Raw genomic sequence first — 21278 nt, 5'->3', positions numbered from 1 at the left:
ACGAGCGCGATCGTGTCCCCGTGGCCCATCCGCGCGAGCGCGTGGAGCAGAACTCCGCGCGTGCAGCCAGGAGTTGGCGGCCCCGCGCACAGTTCTTGTTCACGGTCGCGATTTACGTTCATGTCCTTGACGCCCCCCGCGGCCGAGCGCACACTTCCAGACGTTTGCCTTCACCCTGTGAACTCGCCGAACTCGCAGGTGCGGACGTCTCCTTGGAGGAACCCGTATGCGCATGGCTCGCCTTGCGGTCGCGGCGGCTGCCGCCGCCGCCGCCCTGACCGTACCTCTGGCAGTACCCGCGGTCGCCGGAAGCGTTTCCGGGACGGGAGGGACGGACCCGGCCGCCGCGCGGCCCTGGCTCGACGCACGCCTGCCGCTGGACAAGCGGGTCGAGCTGCTGCTCGGCCAGATGACGAACGCCGAGAAGGCGTCGCTGATGACCTCGGTCGACAAGCCGGCGGGCTCGCACGCCACCGGCTACATACCCGGCATCGAGCGACTGGGCGTGCCAGGACTGCAGTTCACCGACGGGCCGGGCGGGGTCCGCGACGGGCAGCCGTCCACCGCGATGCCCTCGCCGGTGTCGCTGGCCGCCTCCTTCGACACCGAACTGGCCAGGCAGTACGGCACGGTCCTCGGCACGGAGGCCAAATCCCGTGACTACCAGGTCATCTACGGGCCGATGGTCAACATCGTGCGCACCCCGCTGGGCGGCCGCGACTTCGAGACCCTCGGCGAGGACCCCGAACTGGCCGGGGACATCGCGGCGTCCGAGATCCGCGGCATCCAGGCACAGGGCGTCGCCGCACAGGTCAAGCACTTCGCGGGCAACAACCAGGAGAACGCCCGCACGACCTCCAGCTCGAACATCGACGAGCGGACGCTGCAGGAAATCTACCTGCCCGCGTTCGAGAAGGCGGTCAAGGAAGGCGACGCCTGGTCGGTGATGTGCGCGTACAACAAGGTCAACGGCACCTACGCGTGCGAGAACGCACAGATCCTGCGCGACGTCCTGATCGACACCTGGAAGTTCGACGGCGTCATCGACACCGACTACCCGGCCAACCACAGCACGGTGAAGTCCGCACTGGCCGGGCTCGACCAGGAGTTCAGCGGCACGACGTACTTCAAGCAGCTCCCCGCCGCCGTCGCCGCCGGGACCGTCCCGCAGTCCGTACTGGACGACGCGGCCCGCCGGATCCTGCGGCTGGAGTTCCGCACCGGGCAGTTCGCCCCGCAGAACCCGCCGACCGTCGACTACGAGGCCGACAGCGCGGTGGCCCGCAGCGCCGCCGAGGCCGGCAGCGTCCTGCTGAAGAACAGCGGGGCGCAACTCCCGCTGGACACCGCGAATCTGCACTCCCTCGCGGTGATCGGCCCGAACGCCGACACGGCGGTCACCGGGGGCGGCGGCAGCTCCGCCGTCACCCCGTACAAGAAGGTCGACCCGGTGTCGGGTCTGCGCGCGCGGCTCGGCGGCACGGTCGACGTCACCTCGGTGAAGGCGGGCGGCGGGGCCGGCTTCCCGGCGATCCCGGCCTCCGCGCTCAGCGGCCTGAAGGGCGAGTACTTCGCCGACAAGACGCTCTCGGGCACGCCCGCGCTGACCCGCGACGACCCGGACATCGACTTCGACTGGGGTACCGGATCGCCGGACGCCGCCCTGCCCGCGGACGGCTTCTCCGCGCGCTGGACGGGTACGGTCACCAGCCCCGCCACCGCCGCGTACACCTTCTCCGCGACCAGTGACGACGGCAGCAGGATCTACCTCGACGGCGCCCTGATCGCCGACAACTGGGGCGACCACGGCGTCAAGGCGGTCAAGAGCGCCCCGGTGCAGCTCACCGCGGGCGAACCGCACAGCCTGCGGGTGGAGTACTACGAGAACGCGGGCGGCGCGTCGGTCACCGTGGGCTGGTCGGCGCCCGGCGTGCCCGACCCGACCATCGCCGCGGCCGCCGCCGCGGCCGCGAAGGCCGACGTGGCCGTCGTCGTCGTGGGCGACTCCTCCAGCGAGGGCTCCGACCGTACGACGCTGGCCCTGCCGGGCAACGAGGACGACCTCGTCCGCGCCGTCGCGGCCGCCAACCCGCACACCGTCGTCGTGCTGCGCGCGGGCGCCCCGGTGCTGATGCCCTGGCTCGGCGACGTCTCCGCGGTCCTCGACATGTGGTACCCCGGCCAGGAGGACGGCAACGCGCTGGCGGCGCTGCTCACCGGCGACGCGGAGCCGGGCGGGCGGCTGCCGGTCAGCTTCCCCATGACCGACACGCAGACCGCGACCGCCGCCGCGCCCGGCCGCTACCCGGCCGTCAACGGCGTCTACGACTACAGCGAGGGCCTCGACGTCGGCTACCGGTGGTACGACCAGGAGGGCCGGACCCCGCTGTTCCCGTTCGGATACGGCCTGTCGTACACCTCCTTCCGGCTCTCCCACCTCAGTTCGGGCCCGAGCCGGGTCGAGGCCACCACGCGCGGCACCGCCCCGGTGCACCTGTCCGTCGACGTGACCAACACCGGCCACCGGACCGGCAGCGACGTGGTGCAGGTCTACGTCGGCAGCCCCGCCGGTTCCGGCGAGCCGCCGAAGGCCCTCAAGAGCTTCGCCAAGGTGACCCTGAAGCCCGGTCAGACGAAGGCCGTCCGCTTCACACTCACCGGCGACGACCTGCGGACCTGGGACACCAGCGCGCACGGCTGGACGGTCCTCAAGGGCCGCTACCCGGTGTCCGTCGGGCAGTCGTCCGCCGACACCCCGCTGCACACCTCGGTCACGGTCACCGGCACCGTCGGCGCGCAGTACGCAGCGCTCACCGCGCCCGCCACCACCAACGCCGGTGACACCCGGACGGTGCAGGAGTCCTTCACCAACACCGGTGACTCCACCGTCCGCGACCTGCGGCTCGGGCTCGACCTGCCGAGCGGCTGGGCGGCGAAGCCCGCCTCCGGTGCGCAGACCGCCGTCCGCACGGTCCGGCCGCACTCCACGGTCAGCGCCGACTGGACCGTCACGGCGCCCGCCGACGCGGTGGCCGGCCCCGCCACGCTCACCGCGAAGGCGTCGTACGACCTCGAAGGCCGCCGGTCCCGTACCGCGACCACGACGACCACCGTCCCGTACGCGACGACGGCCGCCGCGTACGACAACGCGGGCATCAGTGCCGACAGCGACCCCACGACCGGCGCGCTGGACCCCGGGGGCTACAGCCTGTCCGCCACCCAGCTGGCCGCGGTCGGCTACACCCCCGGTGCCACGGTGACCGCCGACGGCCTGCCCTACACCTGGCCCGACACCCAGCCGGGGGCGCCGGACAACATCGCCTCCGCCGGGCAGGTGATCCGCCTCCAGGGCCAGGGCTCCCGGCTCGGCATCCTGGGCACCGGCACCGGCTCCGCCCACTCGGGCACCGTCACGGTCACCTACACCGACGGCAGCAGTACGGCGCTCGCGGTCGACCTGCCCGACTGGTACAGCAACAAGGCCGCAGGCAACTCCCGGCTCGCCGTCACCACCGCGAACTGGAACCGCCCGCCGGGCGACACCCTCGGCAACCACGCCGTCAGCCTCTACACCACCGGTGGAGCGCTGGACCCGGCCAAGACCGTCGCCACCGTGACGCTGCCGGACGACAGCGGCTTCCACGTCTTCGCCCTGTCCCTGGGCTGAGTTCGCCCGCAGGGACCTGGAGCCGGGTTGCTTCCCGGCGAACGGCCTTGCCCCGCACCGGAGTCGACCCGGTGCGGGGCACGGCCGTCGGCGCGCTGCCTCGCGGGGCGGGCAGCCGCGTTCAGCGGCCCAGCCGGAGATCGGCCACCGCGTGGGCCGCGGCCATGATGCTGAGCTGCGGGTTGACCTCGGGGCAGCCGGGCAAAACGGAGGCGTCGGCGATCAGGACGCCGTGGACGCCGCGGAGCCGGCCCGCGGGGTCGGCGGGGAAGCGCTCGGGGTCGGCGCCCGCGGCCGCGGTGCCGGTGGGATGGTAGGCGGACAGGTGGAGCTGACGGGCGCTCACCCGGCCCAGCACGTCGTCGAGTTCGGCCAGGGTGCGGACGCGGGGGGCGCGGGGGATGCCGGTGAGGACCTCCTGGGCGCCGGCGGCCAGGAGCAGCCGTCCCATCGCACGGACGGCGGCCACCAGGCGGTCCGCGTCGCGCCGGGCGAGGTCGTAGCGGACCAGCACCCGGTCCCGGCCCAGCACGCGCCCCGAGGGCAGGTCGGCGATCATCGCGCCGAGCGTGGCGAGGCTGTGCGCGTCGTCGAGTTCGGTGCGCAACTCCCGTCCCGTGCCGGGCAGGACGAACGAGCCCATCCCCGGCGGGGTCGCCGTCGCCTCGATGAGCACCCCCTGGCTGTGCAGCTCCTCGACGCCCACGCTCTGCAGGACGCCCTCCCAGGCGGTGACCGGCTCGGCGAAACGGCCCGCGACGCTGGTCGCCGGATGGACGCTGAGGTTGCGCCCGAGCCGCGGGTGCCCGCCCAGGCCCGAGCGGCGCAGCAGCGGCGGCGTCTGCAGGGCGCCCGCGGCGACCACGACGAGCGGCGCGAGGATCTCCAGGGTGCCGCCGCCCTCGCGGGCGACCCGTACCCCCACCGCGCGCGCACCGCCCGGCCGGTCGGGGTCCACCAGGATCCGCAGCACCCGGGCGCCGGTGACGATACGTGCCCCCGCGGCGCAGGCGGCGGGCAGCACGGAGAGCTGGACGCTCTGCTTGGCGCCGGTCGGGCAGCCCACCACGCACTGGCACGAGCCCATGCAGCCGGGGGCGTTGCGGCGCAGCGGCGCGGCCTGCCAGCCGAGGCGTTCCGCGCCCGCGAGGGCGATCCTGCCGTTGCTGCCGAGGACGTCGAGGGGTTGCCGGGCCACCCGCAGGGTGCGTTCGGCGTCGTCCAGGTACGGCCCGAGGCGGGCGGCGGGCGCGAACCCGAACTCGCGCGCCCAGCGCGCCAGTACGTGGTCAGGAGTGCGGTAGCAGGTGCCGGAGTTGACGACCGTGGTGCCGCCCACGGCCCGCCCGGTGGGCAGCAGCAGCGGCGGGTTCCCCAGCGCGACGGTGGCGCCCCCGTCGCGGTACAGCTCGGCGAACCGGTCGAGCGGCGCCCGCCGGCCGAACGACGCGGTGCTGTGGTGCCGCCCCTCCTCCAGCACGACGACGCGCAGCCCGGCGCGGGCCAGGGTCCGCGCCGCCGTGGCGCCGCCCGCGCCGGACCCGATCACGACCGCGTCGGCGGTCGAGCACGCGGGCCACTCGTCGGACGGCGTGCAGTCCAGCGGCGGGTCCTGGCGCAGCAACGCCGGTGCGGGCAGGCCCTGCTGGACCATCCGCTCGGTCCCGGCCGCGAGCAGCACCGGGACCTTGACCACGTCGAGCAGCGGCAGCAGCGCCGGCCGCGCACCGAGCGAGCCGAGCACCGACTCCCGCTCCGGCGCGGGCAGCGCGGCGAGCCGCCGCCCGGTCCTGACCACGGCGTAGCCGTCGAGCGCCGCTGCCGCCGCCCGTATCCCGATCCGCGCGGGAAGGGGCATCGACGCCACCACCGACTCCAGCCGGGCGGGCACGCGTGCGTGCCAACTGCCGTCGGCCTGGCGGGCTGCGGGGTCTTCCGGGGCTTCCCGTTCCTCCGGGAGGAGCGCTGCCGCCAGGCCCGTGAGGCTGCGGGAGGCGCCCGGTTGCCGGCGGGTGGCGGTCATCGGGTGCCCACTTCCGCGTGGGCCGTGCCGTCGAGGGTCCAGCGCCGCTCGGGCCGCCAGCGGCCCCACCAGCGCTCCAGCACCACCTGGGCGTCGGCGCGTTCGGTGTTGCGGCACGTGGCGCGGGCGCCGTCCGGGTCGGTGTACTCCAGCGCGAGGGTGCGGTCCGCGGGCTGGGTGACCTCGACGCGGATCCGGCGCAGGCCCGCCCGTCCGGTGACGGTCCAGGTCGGCAGGCCGATCGCGCAGCGGAACCGGCCGAGTCCCGCCCAGCCCACGGCCGTACGCTCGGCCCGCCGCGGCCAGGTGCTGCCGTCGCGGCGGCGCAGCCGCAGGAAGACCAGCGGCGGCAGCCGCCGCAGGACCGGCCGGGTCGACACCGCGGCGACCACTTCGAGCACCTCGTCCCCCAGATCCGCGTGCAGCCAGGCCCAGCGATGGGCGTTGCCGTGGCCGAAGATCCGCGCGGTGGCACCGGGCACACCGTCGAGCGCCAGCGTCGTCGTCCCGTACGAGACCGTCCCGCTGTAGTCGGCGCGTGCGGCCGGCAGCATCTGCGCGGCGGGCAGCAGCGGGCGCCGCCACGACCAGCGGGGGAAGGTGAACAGCGGGGCTCCGGCGGGCTGTTCCGCCAGGTCCCAGCGCAGGTCTCCGGCCGATCCGGTCAGCCTGCCGGGCCGGGCGGCCACCCCGGCCGCCGCGAAACCGTCCTGGGGCCGTTCCCACGCGGCGGGGCCGAACCGGGCGTGCGTGACGGGGCCGCACGTGGGGAAGACCGCCGCCCAGCCGTGGGCGTAGGGCGCCGAGCCGTCGGTGGGCGCGACGAGTTCGTGGTGCAGCCACAGGCCCGTACCGGTGGCCGGGTCCGTCGCCGTGGTGTACCAGACCTCGGTGCGGCCGGGTGAGCCGCTCCAGCGCGGCGGCGCGAAGGTGTCGGGGCCGCCTTCGTTCCTCGGGAAGCGGAAACTCGCGAGGAAGGGGGCCAGTCCGCTGGCCAGAGGGAAGCGCAGCGCGCCCTCGCCTGCCCGCACCCCGTCCTCGTACAGCGTGAACGGCAGGCGGGTCATCGACGCCAGGGGGCGCCGCGGTGTGACGGACTTCCACCCGTCCAGGGCCAGCCGGCGGCCGTCGGCGGTGAAGGTGATCCGGTAGCGGATACGGTGCCGCGCGAGCGGTGATATCTCCAACTCGCCTGCGGCGCCCGGGTCGTTGGCCCATCCGGCGATCCGTACCCGCCCCTGCGCCTGCGCCTCGGTGGTGCCCAGCGGCCGCAGCACGCGGTCCGCCGTGACGTGCAGGTCGAGGCGGACCCGGCGGGTGTGGTCCTCGCCGTCGAGCCGGACGGTGCCGAGCATCGACTCCCGGAAGGCGGTTCCCCTGGTACTGCCCCTGCCGCTCCTGCCCGCCGCCGTCATGCGAGACCCTCCAGCATGATCCGCTCGGTGGCCGTGAGATACGCCTCGGCGGCCCGCCGTGCGGCGCCCCCGTCCCCCGCCAGTACGGCCGCGACGACCGGCTCCAGGCGGGCGTGCGCGGCCGCCGGGTCGGTGAACGGCCGTACCAGGGCCGCCCGTACGGGCAGGTAGGCGTTGAACAGGGTGTTGGTCAGCAGCACGTAGACGCGGTTGCCGGTGGCGCGGGCCAGTGCCCGGTGCACCTCGATGTCGGCGAGTTGCGCCGCGTCCCCGCCCTCAGCCGTGCGGACCGCGTCCAGCAGCTCGCGCAGCTCGTCCTGTTGCCCGCCGGTGGCCCGCGCGGCTGCCCGCTCGGCGATCAACGCACCGACACCGCGCCGTACTTCGAAGATCTCGCCGAACCAGTCAGGGCTGTGCCGTACCAGCATCGGCAGCAGGTCCGCGCCGCCCAGCCGCGTGAAGTCCCGTACCCGCGTGCCCACTCCGTGCCGCGTCTCCAGCAACCCGGCCTGCACCAGGCGGCCGAAGGCGTGCTTGAGGGTGGTGCGGGTGACGCCGTAGCCGTCGGCCAGCCGGCGCTCCGGCGGCAGATAGCTGCCCGCGGGGTGCCGCCCGGCCAGGATGTCCTCGCGCAGCCTGCCTTCCAGGACGTCGACGATGGTCTCGCGCGGCAGCGCCTCCACGGCGTTCCTCCCCAGGTGCGGTACGGCAGTTCACTGGTCGAGTGGCCCAGTGGCTCATCCACTCAACCAGTGTGAGAGGGTGCCGTCAATGTGCCGACCCGAGAGGCAGACGTCGTGACGACTCCCCGAAGACACCGCTCTCCCGCATCAGCCCGCACCCGGCTGCGCAAGCCGTGGCTGGTCGTGCTCACCGCCTGCGTCCCGGTGGCGGCGGCAGGTGTGTACATGGCGCTGCCCCGTCACCACCCGGCTGAACAGCCCGTGGCCGCCCCGGTCTCCACCGCGGCGGCCACGCCCGTCTCCGCGGCGGCCGGCAGCCCGTCCGCGACCGCGAGTGCGTCGCCCGGGCCGGCACGGACACCGGCGACGACACCGGCACCCCTCCCCCGGTCCACCCGCCCGAGCACCGGCGGCGCCTGCCAGGTGGCCCCCGCCGACAGCATCTGGCGTGCCCGCGTCGACACCCTGCCGCCCGCGGCCCGTTCGGCCGCCTACGTGGCCGCCATCGGGTCCACCGCCCATGTGCACGCCGACTTCGGCTCCGGCACCTGGGACGGCGCCCCCTTCGGCCTACCCGTCACCGCCGTCACCGGGTCGACACCGAAGGTCCGCGTGACCTTCGACTACGCCTCGGAGAGCGACAAGGGACCGTACCCGCTGCCGGCCGGCGCCCGCGTCGAGGGCGGCGCGTCCGCGACCGGGGACCGGCACGTCATCGCCTACGACCAGGCGGACTGCCGGGTCTACGAACTCTTCGCGGCACGGCGGCAGTCGGACGGCACCTGGCACGCGGGCTCCGGCGCCGTCTTCGACCTGCGCTCGGACCGGTTGCGCCCGGCGGGGTGGACGTCCGCGGACGCCGCGGGGCTGCCGATCTTCCCCGGGCTGGCCCGCTACGAGGAGGCCCGCACGGGCGCCATCGACCACGCGCTGCGCATCACGGTGCCCAGAACGCAGGCCGCCTACCTGTGGCCCGCCCGCCACCAGGCCGGGTCCGGCGGCGACCCGGGCCTGCCGCCGATGGGCCTGCGGCTGCGGCTCAAGGCGGCCACGGACATCGCGGGACTGCCGCCCCAGGCACGGGCGATCGCCCAGGCTCTCAAGACCTACGGCGCCATCGTGGCCGACAACGGCTCCGCCTGGTATATCAGCGGCACCCAGGACGACCGCTGGAACAACGACGCGCTGCACGCGCTGGACGGCCTGACCGGCAGCGACTTCGAAGCCGTCGACGTCTCCGGCCTCCGGCTGCAGTCCGGTTCGGGTGCCGCCCGGCAACCGTGACCCCGCCCCTGCCCCGAACGCCGGCGGCAGCTTGTCGACCCGCATCTGCTGCACTACCGGCCTGCCGCCGGTGGGGCCGTCCTGCCCGGCGGGCCTCACATACCCAGGCCTGGGCAGCGTGTCCCTCCAGGCCCTGGTGTTCCTGGCGATCACCTCGGCTTCACCCGCGTCGCGCTCGGCGTCCACCGGTGCAGCGACGTGATCGGCGGGTGGCTGGTGGGCCTGGCCGTCGTGGCAGCGGCCACCTGGGCCTTCCAGCTCTGGCGGTCCGTCACCGGCCGGCCGCCCGCCCAGGTCTCCGACGGCCTCGAACCCGGACTCGACAGCCCCCCACCCGGAACCGTCCCACCCGCACGCCGGCTGAGAACAGCGCGAGTTCACCGCCCGCCGCCGTGTCGATCGGCCTCGGGAGGCAGCCGGCCGGAGCTCACCGCGATGTCCCCGCTGCCGGCGGGCGGCGCTGCGTGGAGGGAGGGGGTGGCCGGCGGACGGCGGGACCAGCGGGTGGCGATGTGGGCGCAGACCGCCAGTTGCATCTGGTGAAAGAGCATCAGCGGCAGGACCGCCAGGCCGGCCCGGGGCCGAAGAGGGCGGCGGCCATGGGGAGGCCGGTGGCCAGGCTCTTCTTCGAGCCGCAGAAGACGATCGCGATGCGGTCCTCCTCGCAGAAGCCGAGCCGCCGTGCGGCGGCCGAGGTCGTACCGAGGGCCAGGGCCAGGATGACCGCCTCCAGCAGCAGCGCGGTGAGGCGTACCGGCGTCACCTGGTGCCAGATGCCCTCGGCCATGCCCTTGCTGAAGGCGGTGTACACCACCAGCAGGATGGACACCCGGTCGAGCCGGCCGAGGCGGCGCTTGTGCCGGCTGACGAAGCCGCCGGTCCAGGGGCGCAGCAGCTGGCCGGCCAGGAGTCGGCGTTGGAGTTGTCGATGATCAGCAGCCCGTTGTTGGAGCCGTGCGAGGGCGTGGGATCGTCCTCGTCCGCGTCCTGGCTGTCGCAGCCGCAGGCAGGTGCCGCCGCGACGGCGGAGTGCCAGGAGCCGCCGCCGAGCAGCACACCCGCCGCCATCACCGCGGCGATGCCCGCCCTGCGGCCGGCCGTGAGTCGGGACGGCCGGCCCGAGCCGGCCGCCCGCTGACGCCTGTGCGTGCCCATGTCGCCGGAGGCCGCGGCACCATCCGCAACCGCTCGGCGAACGCCGCCATGTCCGGCCAGGCGATGAAGCCGATGTCGGGCAGCCCGTAGGGAATGCGTCCGCTGTCGTGCCCTCAGGCATCCTCGTCGGCGTGACGCGTGAGGTCCCTGCCCATGAGGCGGTAGGTCAGCGCGTCCAGACCGAGCGCCCAGTCGCCGTCGGGATTCACGCTGACGGCCTCGCGGAAGGCCCTGAGCGCCAACTCGTCCTGCTGGGAGTCCAGATACGCGGCGCCCCGGCACATGAGCGCCCAGTCGTTGCGGGGGTTGAGTTCCAGGGCTCGGCCGAGATCGTCCAGGGCGAGGTCCGTCTCGCCCATCAGCCGGTACGTCTCGCCGCGGCCCGCGATGCACCACTCGTAGTCGGCTTCGAGTGCGATGGCCTTGTCCAGGTCGTCCAGCGCCGCCAGGTAGTTCTTCTGCAGGCGGTGGATGGCACCGCGGGTGGCGTACGCCCAAGCACCCTCCGGCTGCAGCTCGATGGCCCGGCTCGCGTCGCGGACGGCCTCGTCGTTGCGCCCGAGCATCCGGTGCGCGGCGGCCCTGCTGGCCAGCACCAGGGCGTCGTGCGGGCGCTTCGCGAGGATCGACGAGAAGACGGCCGACGCCTCGTCGTAGCGTGCCGCGGCCAGCAGGGCGGTGCCGCGCCGGACGTCGCCGGCTCCGTGGTCGGCGTCTGCCGCCGGGACACCCTCGACGGGCCGGTCGTCCGCCGTCTCCTCAGCCTGGGGGATCACCTCCCCGCGCGCCGAAAAGAGCATCTGACGGCCGCCTCCGGGCGGCAGCTGGACGTCCTGGGCGGGCTCGTGGGCCGGTTGGAAGGCGAGGGCGGCACGGAACCAGCCCCACCAGGACTCCTGCGGCGGAAGAGCCGGAGAGGTGTCACCCCGCAACTGCCGCCGGGCTGTTCGGAGGGCTGCGCGCCAGTCAGTAGCCATTCCCACCTCCCGTGGCGGGTCCCTGGCCCAGCGGAGCGGGCTGCGCCACGACTTCCCTGGCCTCCCCCGGTTCGGCCCGCTCGGCGTCTCCCGCGGCGGCGTTGTCCGGTGCCCGGACCTCGGCGCGTACGGCCATCTGCTGGATGACCAGCGGAGCCGCGACTCCCATCGTCACCGCGCCCAGGGGGCCGGCGATCTGGTGCGCCGCCGCGTAGACGGCGTCCAGGCCGGTGGCCATGCCGAACCGGCAGACCACCGCGACCGCGTAGCCCGAGATCTGCGAGCGGCCCCTGCCGTCCCGCCACGGCCACCGGGGGGTGCGGGACGGCTGGAAGGCGGCCCACAGCGCCCGGACCTCGACGAGGCCGGCCCCGAGCAGGCCCCACAGACACGCCTGCCAGATCGGCACCGTCGGCTCCTCCTGGTGGCCAGGAGGGCCACCCCGCATGGTCGCTTGGTTCCCGGCTCGGGCTCGGGCCACCCCTCGCACCGGGGGCACACGGTGGCAAGGGGGGAGCAGATCGGCGCCCTCTCCCTTCCCACGCGCTCCGGCCTACGCCCGAAGGCGGCCCGCCTGCTCGCTCACGGCACCATGGTCGTCACACTGCGCACCCGGCATAGACCGCGCGTAATCGACGGCGGCGGTGGGCAGGTACAGGTGGCTATGGTCGGCGGGCTCGTGCGGTTTCCCGCGTGGCGGTCCACCGAACTCGCCACGCACGCTCTCCGACCTCCGGGGTCGGGCCTGCGCGCCCGCGGTATGGAGGGAGCGTGCAAGGTGTCGGGAACGCCCGCACTTGAATTACAGTCCGTGCGCCGGGCCTACGGGTTCGGGCACTCCGCGACGGTTGCCCTCGATGACGTTCGACTGACCGTGCGGCCCGGCCGGTTCGTCAGCCTCATCGGACCCAGCGGCTGCGGCAAGTCGACGCTGCTGCGCCTCGTCGCCGGCCTCGAACGGCCCGACCGCGGCGAGGTCCGGGTGCACGGGGTCACACCGGCCGAGGCATGCGCGGCCAAGATGATCGGCCTGGTGCCGCAGAGCCCGGCCCTGCTGCCGTGGATGTCCGTCCTCAGGAACGTCACGCTGCCGCAGAGGATCAACCCCGGTGCCGCCAGGCGCCGCGCGCGCATCCCCGGCTCCACCGGGCGGGAGAGCGCGCCGGAGATCCCCTCCATGCGGGAACTCCTCGTCAAGGCAGGACTCGGCGAGGCGATGCACAAGCTTCCGGCCCAGCTGTCGGGCGGCATGCGGCAGCGCGTCGCCATCGTCCGCGCCTTCGGCCTGCGGCCCGACGTGCTCGTCATGGACGAGCCGTTCTCGGCGTTGGACGAGTTCACCCGCGAGAGCCTCCAGGACCAGTTGCTGGACCTGTGGGATGAGTTGAGGACGACGGTGCTGTTCGTCACCCACTCCGTGTCCGAGGCCGTCCGGCTCTCCGACGCGGTGGTCGTGATGGCCCGCAACCCCGGCCGCATCGTGGAGACCGTCGAGCTGGACCTGCCACGGCCGCGCGGCGAACGGCTCTTCGGGGAGCGCCGCTTCCACGAGTACGAAGCCCTGGTCAGAGACCGGCTGCGCCGCGCCTGGCACAGCGACGCCGCCTGAGCGGGGGGCACGGACATGCCCGTAGCTGCGGGACGCACCTCAGCGGCGTCCCAGGCGCAGCCGGCCGAACCGTCGCGCTTCAGCCTCAGCCATCCGCAGTCCCGGCTGGCGTGGGTCCGCCCTGCCGTGTGGCTGCCCCTGGTGGTGATGCTGGCGGTCCTGGCGGCCCTGTGGCAGTGGGGAGCCAGGAGGCTGCCGTACCTGCTGCCGTCGCTGCCGGACGTCGGCAGGTCGCTCACCGAGAACCCCGGCTACTACGTCCACAACGCCCTGGTCACCCTGGGCGAGGCGACCGCCGGGCTCGGGCTGGGCTTCGCCGCCGCGTTCGCCCTCGCCGTGCTGACCAGCGAACTCCCGATCGTGCGGCGGGCGGTGATGCCCATCGCCGTCGTACTCAACGTCACCCCGATCGTGGCGATCGCTCCCGCCCTGGTCGTGGCCTTCGGCTTCGGGCCGGCGCCCAAGCTGATCATCACCGGTCTGATCTGCTTCTTCCCCATCCTCATCAACACCGCGACCGGTCTGCGGTCCGTGCCGCAGGAGGTCCTCCACGTGTACCGGACGATCGACGCGGGACGCATCGAGATGCTGTGGCACCTGCGCATCCCGCACGCGCTGCCTTTCGTCTTCGCCGCGCTGCGCATCGTCTTCCCGCTGTCGATCATCGGCGCGGTGGTGGCCGAGATGTCGGCCTCGGGGTCGACCCGCGGCCTCGGCACCGCGATCAGCGTCGCCTCGTCCATGAACCAGCTGCCGGTGGTATACGCGTCGATCTTCGTCCTCGCGTTCATGGGCGTGACGCTGCTGCTCGCGGTCACGCTGGTCGAACGCCGGGCTCTGCACTGGCATGACAGCACCCAGGACTGACCCGCCGCCCCCGGCCCACCACGGGCCGTGCGCCCGGTGATCCACACCCTCGTCCGCGCCGCCCCCGGCGCCTTGCCATTTGGGAGACACCCATGCAGCACCGCCTCGTCAGAGCAGGTCTCGCGGGCCTGGCGGCCGTCGTCCTGGCCGCCGGCGCTGCCGCATGCGACTCGGGTTCCGATTCCGGCGGCAACTCCGCGGCGGGCTCGGAGGGTTCCGCGATCTCCGCCAAGCGCTGCGCCGAGAACAAGGCCGCCGGCAGGATCACCTACCTGTCCGGCTACCAGTACCAGTCGTCGGTGTCGATCCTCGAATACGTCGCCGCCGCCAAGCTCGGCTACTTCAAGGACCTCTGCCTCGACGTCGCCCTCAAGCCCGGCACCGGCGACACGGCGCAGAACACCAAGCTGCTGGCCAGCGGGCAGGCGACGGTGTCCGCCGTCGCGGAACAGGACACCATCCAGGCCCGGGCGAACGGCATCGCCATCACGGGCGTCTCCTCGTACTCCGACGCGGGCCTCGACATCCTGATGACGAACAAGGACATCACGAAACTCACGCAGCTCGACGGCAAGGTCGTCGGCCACAAGGGCTACGTCCCCGCCGCCGTCGAGGCGATGCTCGTCAAGGCCGGGGTCACGTGGGACTCGCTCACCCTGGTCAAGGAGGGATACGACCCCTCCGTACTGCCCCGCAGGCAGGGCGGCCTCGAAGCGCTCACCGGATTCGTCTCCAACGAGCCCAACCAGCTCAAGGCGGCCGGCAAGGACGTCACCGTGTGGCAGCCCGTCGACTACGGCATTCCGAGCTCGATCGGCGCGATGGCGGTGAACCCGGCGTTCGCCGCCGCGCATCCGCACGCGGTCGAGGACGTCCTGCGCGCGTCGCTGCACGCCTACGACTACTGCTCGTCCGGCCAGGCGCACATCACCGAGTGCGTCGGCTACGCGGCCAAGCTGTCGGGACCGACGTACGACAAGGGGCTCAACGCGACCATCTGGAAGACCGAGACGCAGGTCGTCAAGGACAACCCGACCCCAGGACAGCCGCTGGGCGGCATCGACCCCGGCAACATCGCCGCACTGGTCGACATGCTGCACAAGTTCGGGATCGTGCCGGCCGACGTGACCGCCGACAAGGCCAAGGGGTGGTTCGACACCTCGTTCGTCAGCAGCCTCTACGCCGCGGGCAGGCTCGTATGGCCCGCACCGTAGCCCGTGCCGGGACGAGACGGCCCCACCGAAGCGGTTCCAGGAATCCCACGGAAAGGCCCACGCCATGTCCGCGAAAGAGTACGGAATCTTCCTGCCCATCGGGAACGGCGGATGGATGCTGTCGACGACGGCGCCGCACCCCGAGGCGAGTTACGCATGGAACAGGCGCGCGGCCCTGCACGCGGAGAGCATCGGGCTGGACTTCATCATGTCGATGGCCAAGTGGCGCGGCTTCGGCGGGACCACCGACCACTGGGGGCGCTCGCTGGAGTCGATGACGATGATGGCGGCGCTCGCCGAGGCCACCACCCGGATCAGGATCTGGGCCACCCTGCACGCGAACGTCCACAACCCCGCCATCGCGGCGAAGATGCTCACCACCCTCCAGGACGTCTCCGGCGGCCGGGCCGGCCTGAACATCGTCAACGGCTCCTACGCGGGGGAGTTCGAGCAGTTCGGCGTGTGGGATCCCGAGCTCAGCCACGCGGACCGCTACCGGATGACGGAGCTGTGGACGGAGGCGGTCTGCCGGCTGTGGACCGAGCCCTCGGTCACGATGCACACGCCGTACTTCGACCTCGTCGACTGCGAGTCGCGCCCGCATCCGGCGAGCCGCCCGACCCTCATCAGCGCGGGCAAGTCCGAGGACGCGCGCCGCTTCCAGGCCCGGTACGCCGACGGTGCCTTCCTCGCCGCCGAGAGTCTCGACGAGATGCGGGCGCTGTCCGCGGACGTCCACGCGCGGGCCAAGGCGCACGACCGCGTCTGCAGGACCTACTCGATGCTCACCGTCGTCCAGGACGAGACCGACGCGCTGGCCGCGGAGAAGGTGAAGGCCTGGGGCGCGGGGCTGGACCGCAAGGCGCTCGCCGACATGCGCAGGACCTGGGGCGTACCCGAGAGCCAGGCCCGCGCCTGGGCCGAGGGGGCCGCGGGCGAGGCGGCGTTCCAGACCGCGTACGTCGCCGGCTGTGCCGCGACGGTCACCGAGCACATCGAGTACATCGTGCGCGAGGCCGAACTGGACGGGCTCATGCTGATCTTCCCGGAGTACGACGAGGACATGCTGCTGTTCGGCGAGACCGTGCTGCCCGCCCTGCGCGCCCACGACGAGGTGGCCTCCCCGTGAGCGCCGGCGGTGCTCCCGCCAGGAGCGCGGCGGTCAGCCCTCGTGTGCGGCGCGCTCCGCGGCGATGAAGTCCCGGTACCAGCGGTAGCTGTCCTTGGGCGTGCGCTCGAGCGTGTCGTAGTCGACGCGGACGATGCCGAAGCGGCGGTCGTAGCCGAACGCCCACTCGAAGTTGTCGAGCAGCGACCACACGTAGTAGGCGCGCACGTCGACGCCTTCGGCGACGGCCTGGGCGAGGGCGTCGAGGTGGTCGCGGAGGTAGTCGACGCGGTCGGTGTCGTGGACGGTGCCGTCGGCCTCGGCGACGTCCGCCTCGGAGGAGCCGTTCTCGGTGATGACCAGGGGCGGCAGGCCGGGGTAGCGGCGGGTGAGGTCGACGAGCAGGTCGCGGAAGGAGGAGGGGACCACGGGCCAGCCCATGGTGGTGCGGCGGGCGGCGTCGTCGCCCCAGGTCTCCCGGGCGCGGATGTCGTCGGCGGTGCGCAGCGCCGGGTCGGCCTCGCGCCAGGGGGCGTCGGCGACGGTGATGGGGCGGTAGTAGTTGACGCCGCAGAAGTCCAGCGGGCGGGAGGCGAGTTCGAGGTCGCCGTCGCGGCGGAAGGAGAAGTCGCTGATGTCGCCCCAGACGTCCTTCTCGCCCTCGGGGTAGCGGCCGAGGAAGACAGGGTCGAACCAGCAGCGGTTGTGCAGGATCTCGGCGCGCGCCACCGCGTCGGCGTCGGCCCGGGAGCCGGTGGCGGGAAGGAGCCGGTCGGGGTTGAGGGCGATGCCGACCTCGCGTGCCCCGGCGGCGCGCAGGGCGTCGACGGCGAGGCCGTGCCCGACGAGCAGGTGGTGCACGACGGCGAGCGCGCCGTTGCCCTCGCGGGTGCCGGGGGCGTGGCGGCCGATGGCGTGGCCGACGAACGCGGTGCAGAACGGCTCGTTGAGGGTCATCCAGCGCCCGGCGCGGTCGGCGAGGCGCTCGGCGACGACGCCCGCGTACTCGGCGAAGGCCTCGGCGGTGGCGCGGACACGCCAGCCGCCGACGTCCTCCAGCGGCTGCGGCAGGTCCCAGTGGTAGAGCGTGGGGGCCGGTTCGATGCCGGCGGCCAGGAGTTCGTCCACGAGCCGGTCGTAGAAGTCGAGGCCGGCGGGGTTGACCGCCCCGGTGCCCGCGGGAACGATCCGCGGCCAGGCGATCGAGAAGCGGTAGGTGTCGGCGCCGAGCTCGCGCAGGAGGGCGACGTCCTCCGGGTAGCGGTGGTAGTGGTCGCAGGCGATGTCACCGGTGGACCCGCCGGCGGTGGCGCCCGGCGTGCGGGAGTAGGTGTCCCAGATGGACACCCCGCGGCCGTCCTCGCGGGTGGCGCCTTCGATCTGGTACGCGGCGGTGGCGGCGCCGAACCGGAAGCCGCGCGGAAAGCGCGGAGCGGGGGCGGACGGCATGGGGGCGGCTCCTCGGGTGATCGGTCCTGCGCCCGCCAGATTACGCGACGCCCGCGAACGCCCAGGTGGGACCACCGCTTGAGGCCCGCGGGCGGGAGGCAGGCGTGAGTGTCAGTGGGCGGCCGTAGTGTCGTCGGCATGGCAATCGTGACGTTCGTCGACGAGACGACCGCAGGGGACCGGAGCGACGGCTGGGGGCTGGAGATCGCCGAGGAGCGGCTCACCGTGGGTGAGCTGATCCGGCGGCGGGTGTTCCAGGAGGTCGCCGAGTACAACGCGCGCACACCGCAGGTGTTCCACGGGCTCGTGCAGCCCCTGGACGCCGAGCGCGTGCTCAACGGGTACGCGTTGAGGACACCCCGCCGGATAGAACCCGAGGCCCAGACCGCCCTGGCCCTGCGGGCCTTCGCGGGCAACGGCTTCCTCGTGCTCGTGGGCGACCGCCAGGTCACCGGCGTGGACGAGGAGGTCGAGCTGGCGCTCGGCACGGAGATCACGTTCCTGAAGCTCGTCCCGCTGGTGGGTGGGTGACGGTGCCGCAGATCCAGAAGACGAAGGAGCTGATCCGGCAGCGCGCCGCCCAGGGACGGACGGACGAGCTCGCCGGCGACCTGCTGGAGACCGCGGCCGGCATCCGGGGCAACTGGAGCGGTCTGTGGGCCGGCGTCCTCGACGAGTTGCCCGGCCTCCCGTCCGGGACGCGTACCGCGCTCGCTGCCGCCCTGGTGGCGCGGTACCACGCGGCCGTGGCGGACCCGGTCGCCCGCGACCATGCCCTGGTCCTCATCGGCGTCGTCGCCCGCGGGCTGCCCGGCGACCGGTTCTCGGCGGAGCGGCTGACCCTTCTCGACGAGCTGGGCCGGCGGCACTCCCTCTGGTACGGCGAGCACCACGAGCCCCTCGCCGAGGCAGAGCTGGCCGCCGGTCGCGCCCTCGCGCCGGCCGTCGTGGCCGTCTTCCGCCGCTCGGCCCTGGACCCCTACCGCGAAGGACACTTCACCGCCCTGGCCGGGAAGCTCACCGAACCCGCCCTCAACGTCGGCGAGGCGTGGGCCGAGCAGGCCGTGCGGGACTGCGCGGACTCCCCCGGCTGGCAGGCCCTCCTGCGGCACGCCACGACCGCCACCGCCGCCAGGCCCTCCGCTCAGTGGGAGCAGCAGGCGCGCGCCCTCGTCGAGCCCCTCGGCGCCGACCGCGTCCGGACGGCCGTGCTGCCCTGGCTGGTCCTCGTCGGCCGCCGCACCTTCGCGCTGGACCGCCCGGAGTATCAGTCCGGCGCCGACAGCGCCTACGACCCCTACAACGCCAACGCCCTGCGCGGCCTGGCCTGGGTGCTCTCCCTGCTGCCCGAGCACCCTGACAGCGCCCGCGCCCTCGGCGCCCTCGTCGAGACCTCCCTGAAGAAGGTCGCCGGGCTCGGACCGCGAGCCCCGAAGGTCGCCAACGCCGGTGTCACCGCGCTCTCCCGGATGGACGGCGAGTCCGCCCTCGCCGAACTCGCCCGCCTGGCCACCCGGATGACGTACAAGGGCACCCTCAAGCTCCTGGACGCCGCGCTGGACGCCCGGGCGCAGGCGCTGGGCCTGTCCCGTGAGGAGATCGAGGAACTCGCGGTGCCCGCCTACGGGTTGAGCGAGGTCGGCCGGGCCGGGCACCGGCTCGGCGAGGTCACCGCCGTGCTGGAGGTCCAGGGCGGCAAGGCGGTCCTGGCCTGGCGCAATGCCGCCGGCAAGGCGGTCAGGACGGTTCCGGCCGCCGTCAGGCGGGACCACCCCGAGGAGCTCAGGGAGCTGAAGGCGGCGGTCAAGGACATCGCGAAGATGCTCAGCGCACAGAGCGAGCGTCTTGACCGCCAGTTCCTGGCCCGCCGCAGCTGGCCGTACGCCACCTGGCGCGAGCGCTGCCTGGACCACCCCCTGGTCGGCACCCTGGCCCGCCGCCTGCTGTGGACGGTCGACGGTACGACGGTCGGGTACGCCGACGGCGAGCTGCGCACCCTCGCCGACAGCCCGGTCACCGAGGGCGCCGAGGTCCGGCTCTGGCACCCGGTCGGCCACGAGGCCGCCGAGATCGTCGCCTGGCGCGACTGGCTGGAGCGGCACGCGGTCACCCAGCCGTTCAAGCAGGCCCACCGCGAGGTGTACCTGCTCACCGACGCCGAGCGCGCCACGGGCACGTACTCCAACCGTTTCGCGGCCCATGTCCTGCGCCAGCACCAGTTCCACTCCCTGGCCGCGGCCCGGGGCTGGCGCAACAGGCTGCGCCTGATGGTCGACGACTCGGCGCCGCCCGCCGTGCGCGAGCTGCCGCAGTGGGGCCTGCGCGCCGAGTACTGGATCCACGGTGAGGGGGAGCACTACGGCGCGGACACCACCGAGTCCGGCAGCTTCCTGCACCTGGGCACCGACCAGGTGCGCTTCTACCCGCTGGACGCGCCCGAGAACTGGGCGCACTGCTCCGGCGGCGAGTACAGCATGTGGCTGCGCGACGGCGCGGACCCGGTCGAGCCGCTGCCGCTGGTAGACATCCCGCCTCTCGTCCTGTCCGAAGTCCTCCGCGACGTCGACCTGTTCGTGGGCGTCGGGAGCGTCGGCAACGACCCGACGTGGCAGGACGGCGGCCCCGACGGCCGTTTCCGGGAGTATTGGACGTCGTACGGCTTCGGCGAGTTGAGCCAGAGCGCCGAGACCCGCCGCAGGCTGCTGGAGCGGCTCATACCCCGCCTGGCGATCGCCGACCGCTGCACGCTGGAGGGCCGCTTCCTGCAGGTGAAGGGAGAGCGGCACACGTACCGGATTCACCTGGGCTCGGGCAACATCCTCAGGACCCCGAACGACCAGTACCTGTGCATCGTCCCGAAGGCCAACCCGGCCACCCCGCACGCCGGGTACCTCCCCTTCGAGGGCGACCGCACGCTCGCGGTGATCCTGAGCAAGGCGATGCTGCTGGCCGACGACGCGAAGATCACCGACCCGACGATCCTGAGCCAGCTGTAGCGCCGGGCGCGGCCTCGGTTCGGCGCCGGCTCAGGAGTCCTGGACGAGGAAGCGCCCCTGCGTGGCGTCCGGCGAGACGAACGCGAACGCGGTGGGCGCGGCGCCGAGATTGAGGTGGAAGGGCTTGAAGTCCGGGTCCAGCTGCAGAGCCAGCTTCCACGGACCCCCGTCGGGCCACTCGTCGTCCTGGAAGAACGCGGGAGTTCCGCCGATCTTGTCGCCGGAGACCTCGTCCCAGTACCGGTCGTGGTCGCCGGCCGGCAGCCCCCCGCGGTCGGGTCGTGGGAGGAAGCCGGGGTCCTCGCCCGGCCGGAGCCGGACGCCGTATTCGGCGTCGGACCCGTCCGCGCGGTGGTACAGGCTCGGCCCGGTGGCCATCGGGAGCGTCGAGCCGCCGTAGACGCCGCCCGGCTGCACGATCACCGCGTTCGCGCCCTCGTCGGGGAAGGCGATGTCGGGGTCGAAGAACGTCTCGTCGCCGTACTCGGCGTGCGTCACGAAGACATAGGCGAGCTTGCCCCGGCCCGCGTCGCCGAGCACCGCCCCGAGCTCGATCTGGCAGACGAAGCGCATCGGCTCGCCCCACGCGTCGTTCACCGGCCACTGCGGCTCGGCGAGCCACACCGGCCGGCCGCCGAACTTGGTGACCGGGGCGGTGATCGCCTCCCCGGCGGGGACGAACGCCTCGATCCTCGACGTCGCAACCATGCGCGCGCTCCTCTCCGGTCGGCGTCAGCGGCCACCCATACTCCCTCGATGCGCACGAGCCCCGCGCCCGGGGTGCCGCAGGGCGACCGGTCGCCGGCAGATGTCGATCGGCGGCCGTCCCGT

General features: G+C 73.5%; 16 protein-coding genes and 1 pseudogene. 9 read left to right on the top strand and 8 right to left on the bottom strand.

The window, feature by feature from the left end; all coding sequences use genetic code 11:
* Positions 1-232: 232 nt before the first annotated feature.
* Entirely contained in the window at positions 233-3667 is a 3435-nt protein-coding gene (locus NFU81_RS01440; RefSeq protein WP_251483942.1) for a glycoside hydrolase family 3 C-terminal domain-containing protein, read from the top strand.
* A 121-nt stretch (positions 3668-3788) separates the two neighbouring features.
* On the opposite strand, the gene NFU81_RS01435 is transcribed toward NFU81_RS01440, so the two are convergent.
* From NFU81_RS01435 to NFU81_RS01425, 3 genes are read right to left on the bottom strand one after another with little or no spacing between them, the layout of a single operon-like run.
* Positions 3789-5690, bottom strand: coding sequence for a GMC family oxidoreductase (locus tag NFU81_RS01435; protein ID WP_251483940.1), 1902 nt, complete (start codon positions 5688-5690; stop codon positions 3789-3791).
* Positions 5687-7105: a hypothetical protein gene (locus tag NFU81_RS01430; RefSeq protein ID WP_251483938.1), complete on the bottom strand. Its 1419-nt coding sequence runs from the start codon at positions 7103-7105 to the stop codon at positions 5687-5689. Before NFU81_RS01430 ends, NFU81_RS01435 begins: the two co-directional genes overlap by 4 nt.
* Positions 7102-7788, bottom strand: coding sequence for a FadR/GntR family transcriptional regulator (locus NFU81_RS01425; RefSeq protein WP_251483936.1), 687 nt, complete (start codon positions 7786-7788; stop codon positions 7102-7104). Before NFU81_RS01425 ends, NFU81_RS01430 begins: the two co-directional genes overlap by 4 nt.
* A gap of 114 nt (positions 7789-7902) precedes the next feature.
* On the opposite strand from NFU81_RS01425, the gene NFU81_RS01420 reads away from it, so the two are divergent.
* Entirely contained in the window at positions 7903-9072 is a 1170-nt protein-coding gene (locus tag NFU81_RS01420; protein WP_251483934.1) for a hypothetical protein, read from the top strand.
* A 377-nt stretch (positions 9073-9449) separates the two neighbouring features.
* On the opposite strand, the pseudogene NFU81_RS01410 reads toward NFU81_RS01420, so the two are convergent.
* A pseudogene (locus tag NFU81_RS01410) lies at positions 9450-9997 on the bottom strand (bile acid:sodium symporter); the annotation flags it as partial.
* Here NFU81_RS01410 and NFU81_RS01405 point away from each other — a divergent pair.
* Positions 9929-10210, top strand: a complete 282-nt coding sequence (locus NFU81_RS01405) for a hypothetical protein (RefSeq protein WP_251484107.1) — start codon at positions 9929-9931, stop codon at positions 10208-10210. The pseudogene NFU81_RS01410 and the gene NFU81_RS01405 overlap by 69 nt on opposite strands.
* Positions 10211-10340: 130 nt before the next feature.
* Here NFU81_RS01405 and NFU81_RS01400 read toward each other — a convergent pair whose 3' ends face one another.
* Entirely contained in the window at positions 10341-11204 is an 864-nt protein-coding gene (locus NFU81_RS01400) for a tetratricopeptide repeat protein (protein ID WP_251483931.1), read from the bottom strand.
* On the bottom strand, positions 11194-11613 hold the full coding sequence (locus tag NFU81_RS01395) for a hypothetical protein (protein ID WP_251483929.1): 420 nt from the start codon (positions 11611-11613) through the stop codon (positions 11194-11196). The genes NFU81_RS01400 and NFU81_RS01395 overlap by 11 nt, the downstream gene beginning before the upstream one ends.
* Positions 11614-11964: 351 nt before the next feature.
* On the opposite strand from NFU81_RS01395, the gene NFU81_RS01390 reads away from it, so the two are divergent.
* The 4 genes from NFU81_RS01390 (at position 11965) to NFU81_RS01375 (ending at position 16023) form a co-directional block, all read left to right on the top strand.
* Positions 11965-12813 carry an ABC transporter ATP-binding protein gene (locus NFU81_RS01390; RefSeq protein WP_285833813.1) on the top strand — a complete coding sequence of 283 codons (849 nt, stop codon included), beginning with the start codon at positions 11965-11967 and terminating at the stop codon, positions 12811-12813.
* Between the two features lie 15 nt (positions 12814-12828).
* A complete protein-coding gene (locus tag NFU81_RS01385) occupies positions 12829-13680 on the top strand; it encodes an ABC transporter permease (protein WP_251483923.1) in 852 nt (283 codons plus the stop codon).
* 92 nt (positions 13681-13772) lie between these two features.
* Positions 13773-14894, top strand: coding sequence for an ABC transporter substrate-binding protein (locus tag NFU81_RS01380; protein WP_251483920.1), 1122 nt, complete (start codon positions 13773-13775; stop codon positions 14892-14894).
* Between the two features lie 64 nt (positions 14895-14958).
* Positions 14959-16023, top strand: a complete 1065-nt coding sequence (locus tag NFU81_RS01375) for an LLM class flavin-dependent oxidoreductase (protein WP_251483915.1) — start codon at positions 14959-14961, stop codon at positions 16021-16023.
* Positions 16024-16056: 33 nt separating this feature from the next.
* Here the strand turns inward: NFU81_RS01375 and NFU81_RS01370 are convergent, their stop codons facing one another.
* The gene (locus tag NFU81_RS01370; RefSeq protein WP_251483911.1) at positions 16057-17451 is read right to left on the bottom strand and encodes a GH1 family beta-glucosidase; all 1395 of its coding nucleotides are present in this window, start codon (positions 17449-17451) and stop codon (positions 16057-16059) included.
* Positions 17452-17589: 138 nt separating this feature from the next.
* Between NFU81_RS01370 and NFU81_RS01365 the strand changes: the two genes are divergently transcribed.
* Both NFU81_RS01365 and NFU81_RS01360 read left to right on the top strand, forming a co-directional pair.
* A complete protein-coding gene (locus NFU81_RS01365; protein WP_251483907.1) occupies positions 17590-17982 on the top strand; it encodes a hypothetical protein in 393 nt (130 codons plus the stop codon).
* Positions 17979-20447, top strand: coding sequence for a DUF4132 domain-containing protein (locus NFU81_RS01360; protein WP_422665119.1), 2469 nt, complete (start codon positions 17979-17981; stop codon positions 20445-20447). The genes NFU81_RS01365 and NFU81_RS01360 overlap by 4 nt, the downstream gene beginning before the upstream one ends.
* Positions 20448-20477: 30 nt before the next feature.
* On the opposite strand, the gene NFU81_RS01355 is transcribed toward NFU81_RS01360, so the two are convergent.
* The gene (locus tag NFU81_RS01355; RefSeq protein ID WP_251483904.1) at positions 20478-21155 is read right to left on the bottom strand and encodes a YwqG family protein; all 678 of its coding nucleotides are present in this window, start codon (positions 21153-21155) and stop codon (positions 20478-20480) included.
* Positions 21156-21278: the final 123 nt, after the last annotated feature.

Source organism: Actinacidiphila cocklensis, from assembly GCF_907177275.1.
GTDB classification, from domain to species: domain Bacteria; phylum Actinomycetota; class Actinomycetes; order Streptomycetales; family Streptomycetaceae; genus Actinacidiphila; species Actinacidiphila cocklensis.
The sequence above is the reverse complement of the archived record's forward strand: the minus strand, read 5'-3'. Positions and strand labels throughout refer to the sequence as shown.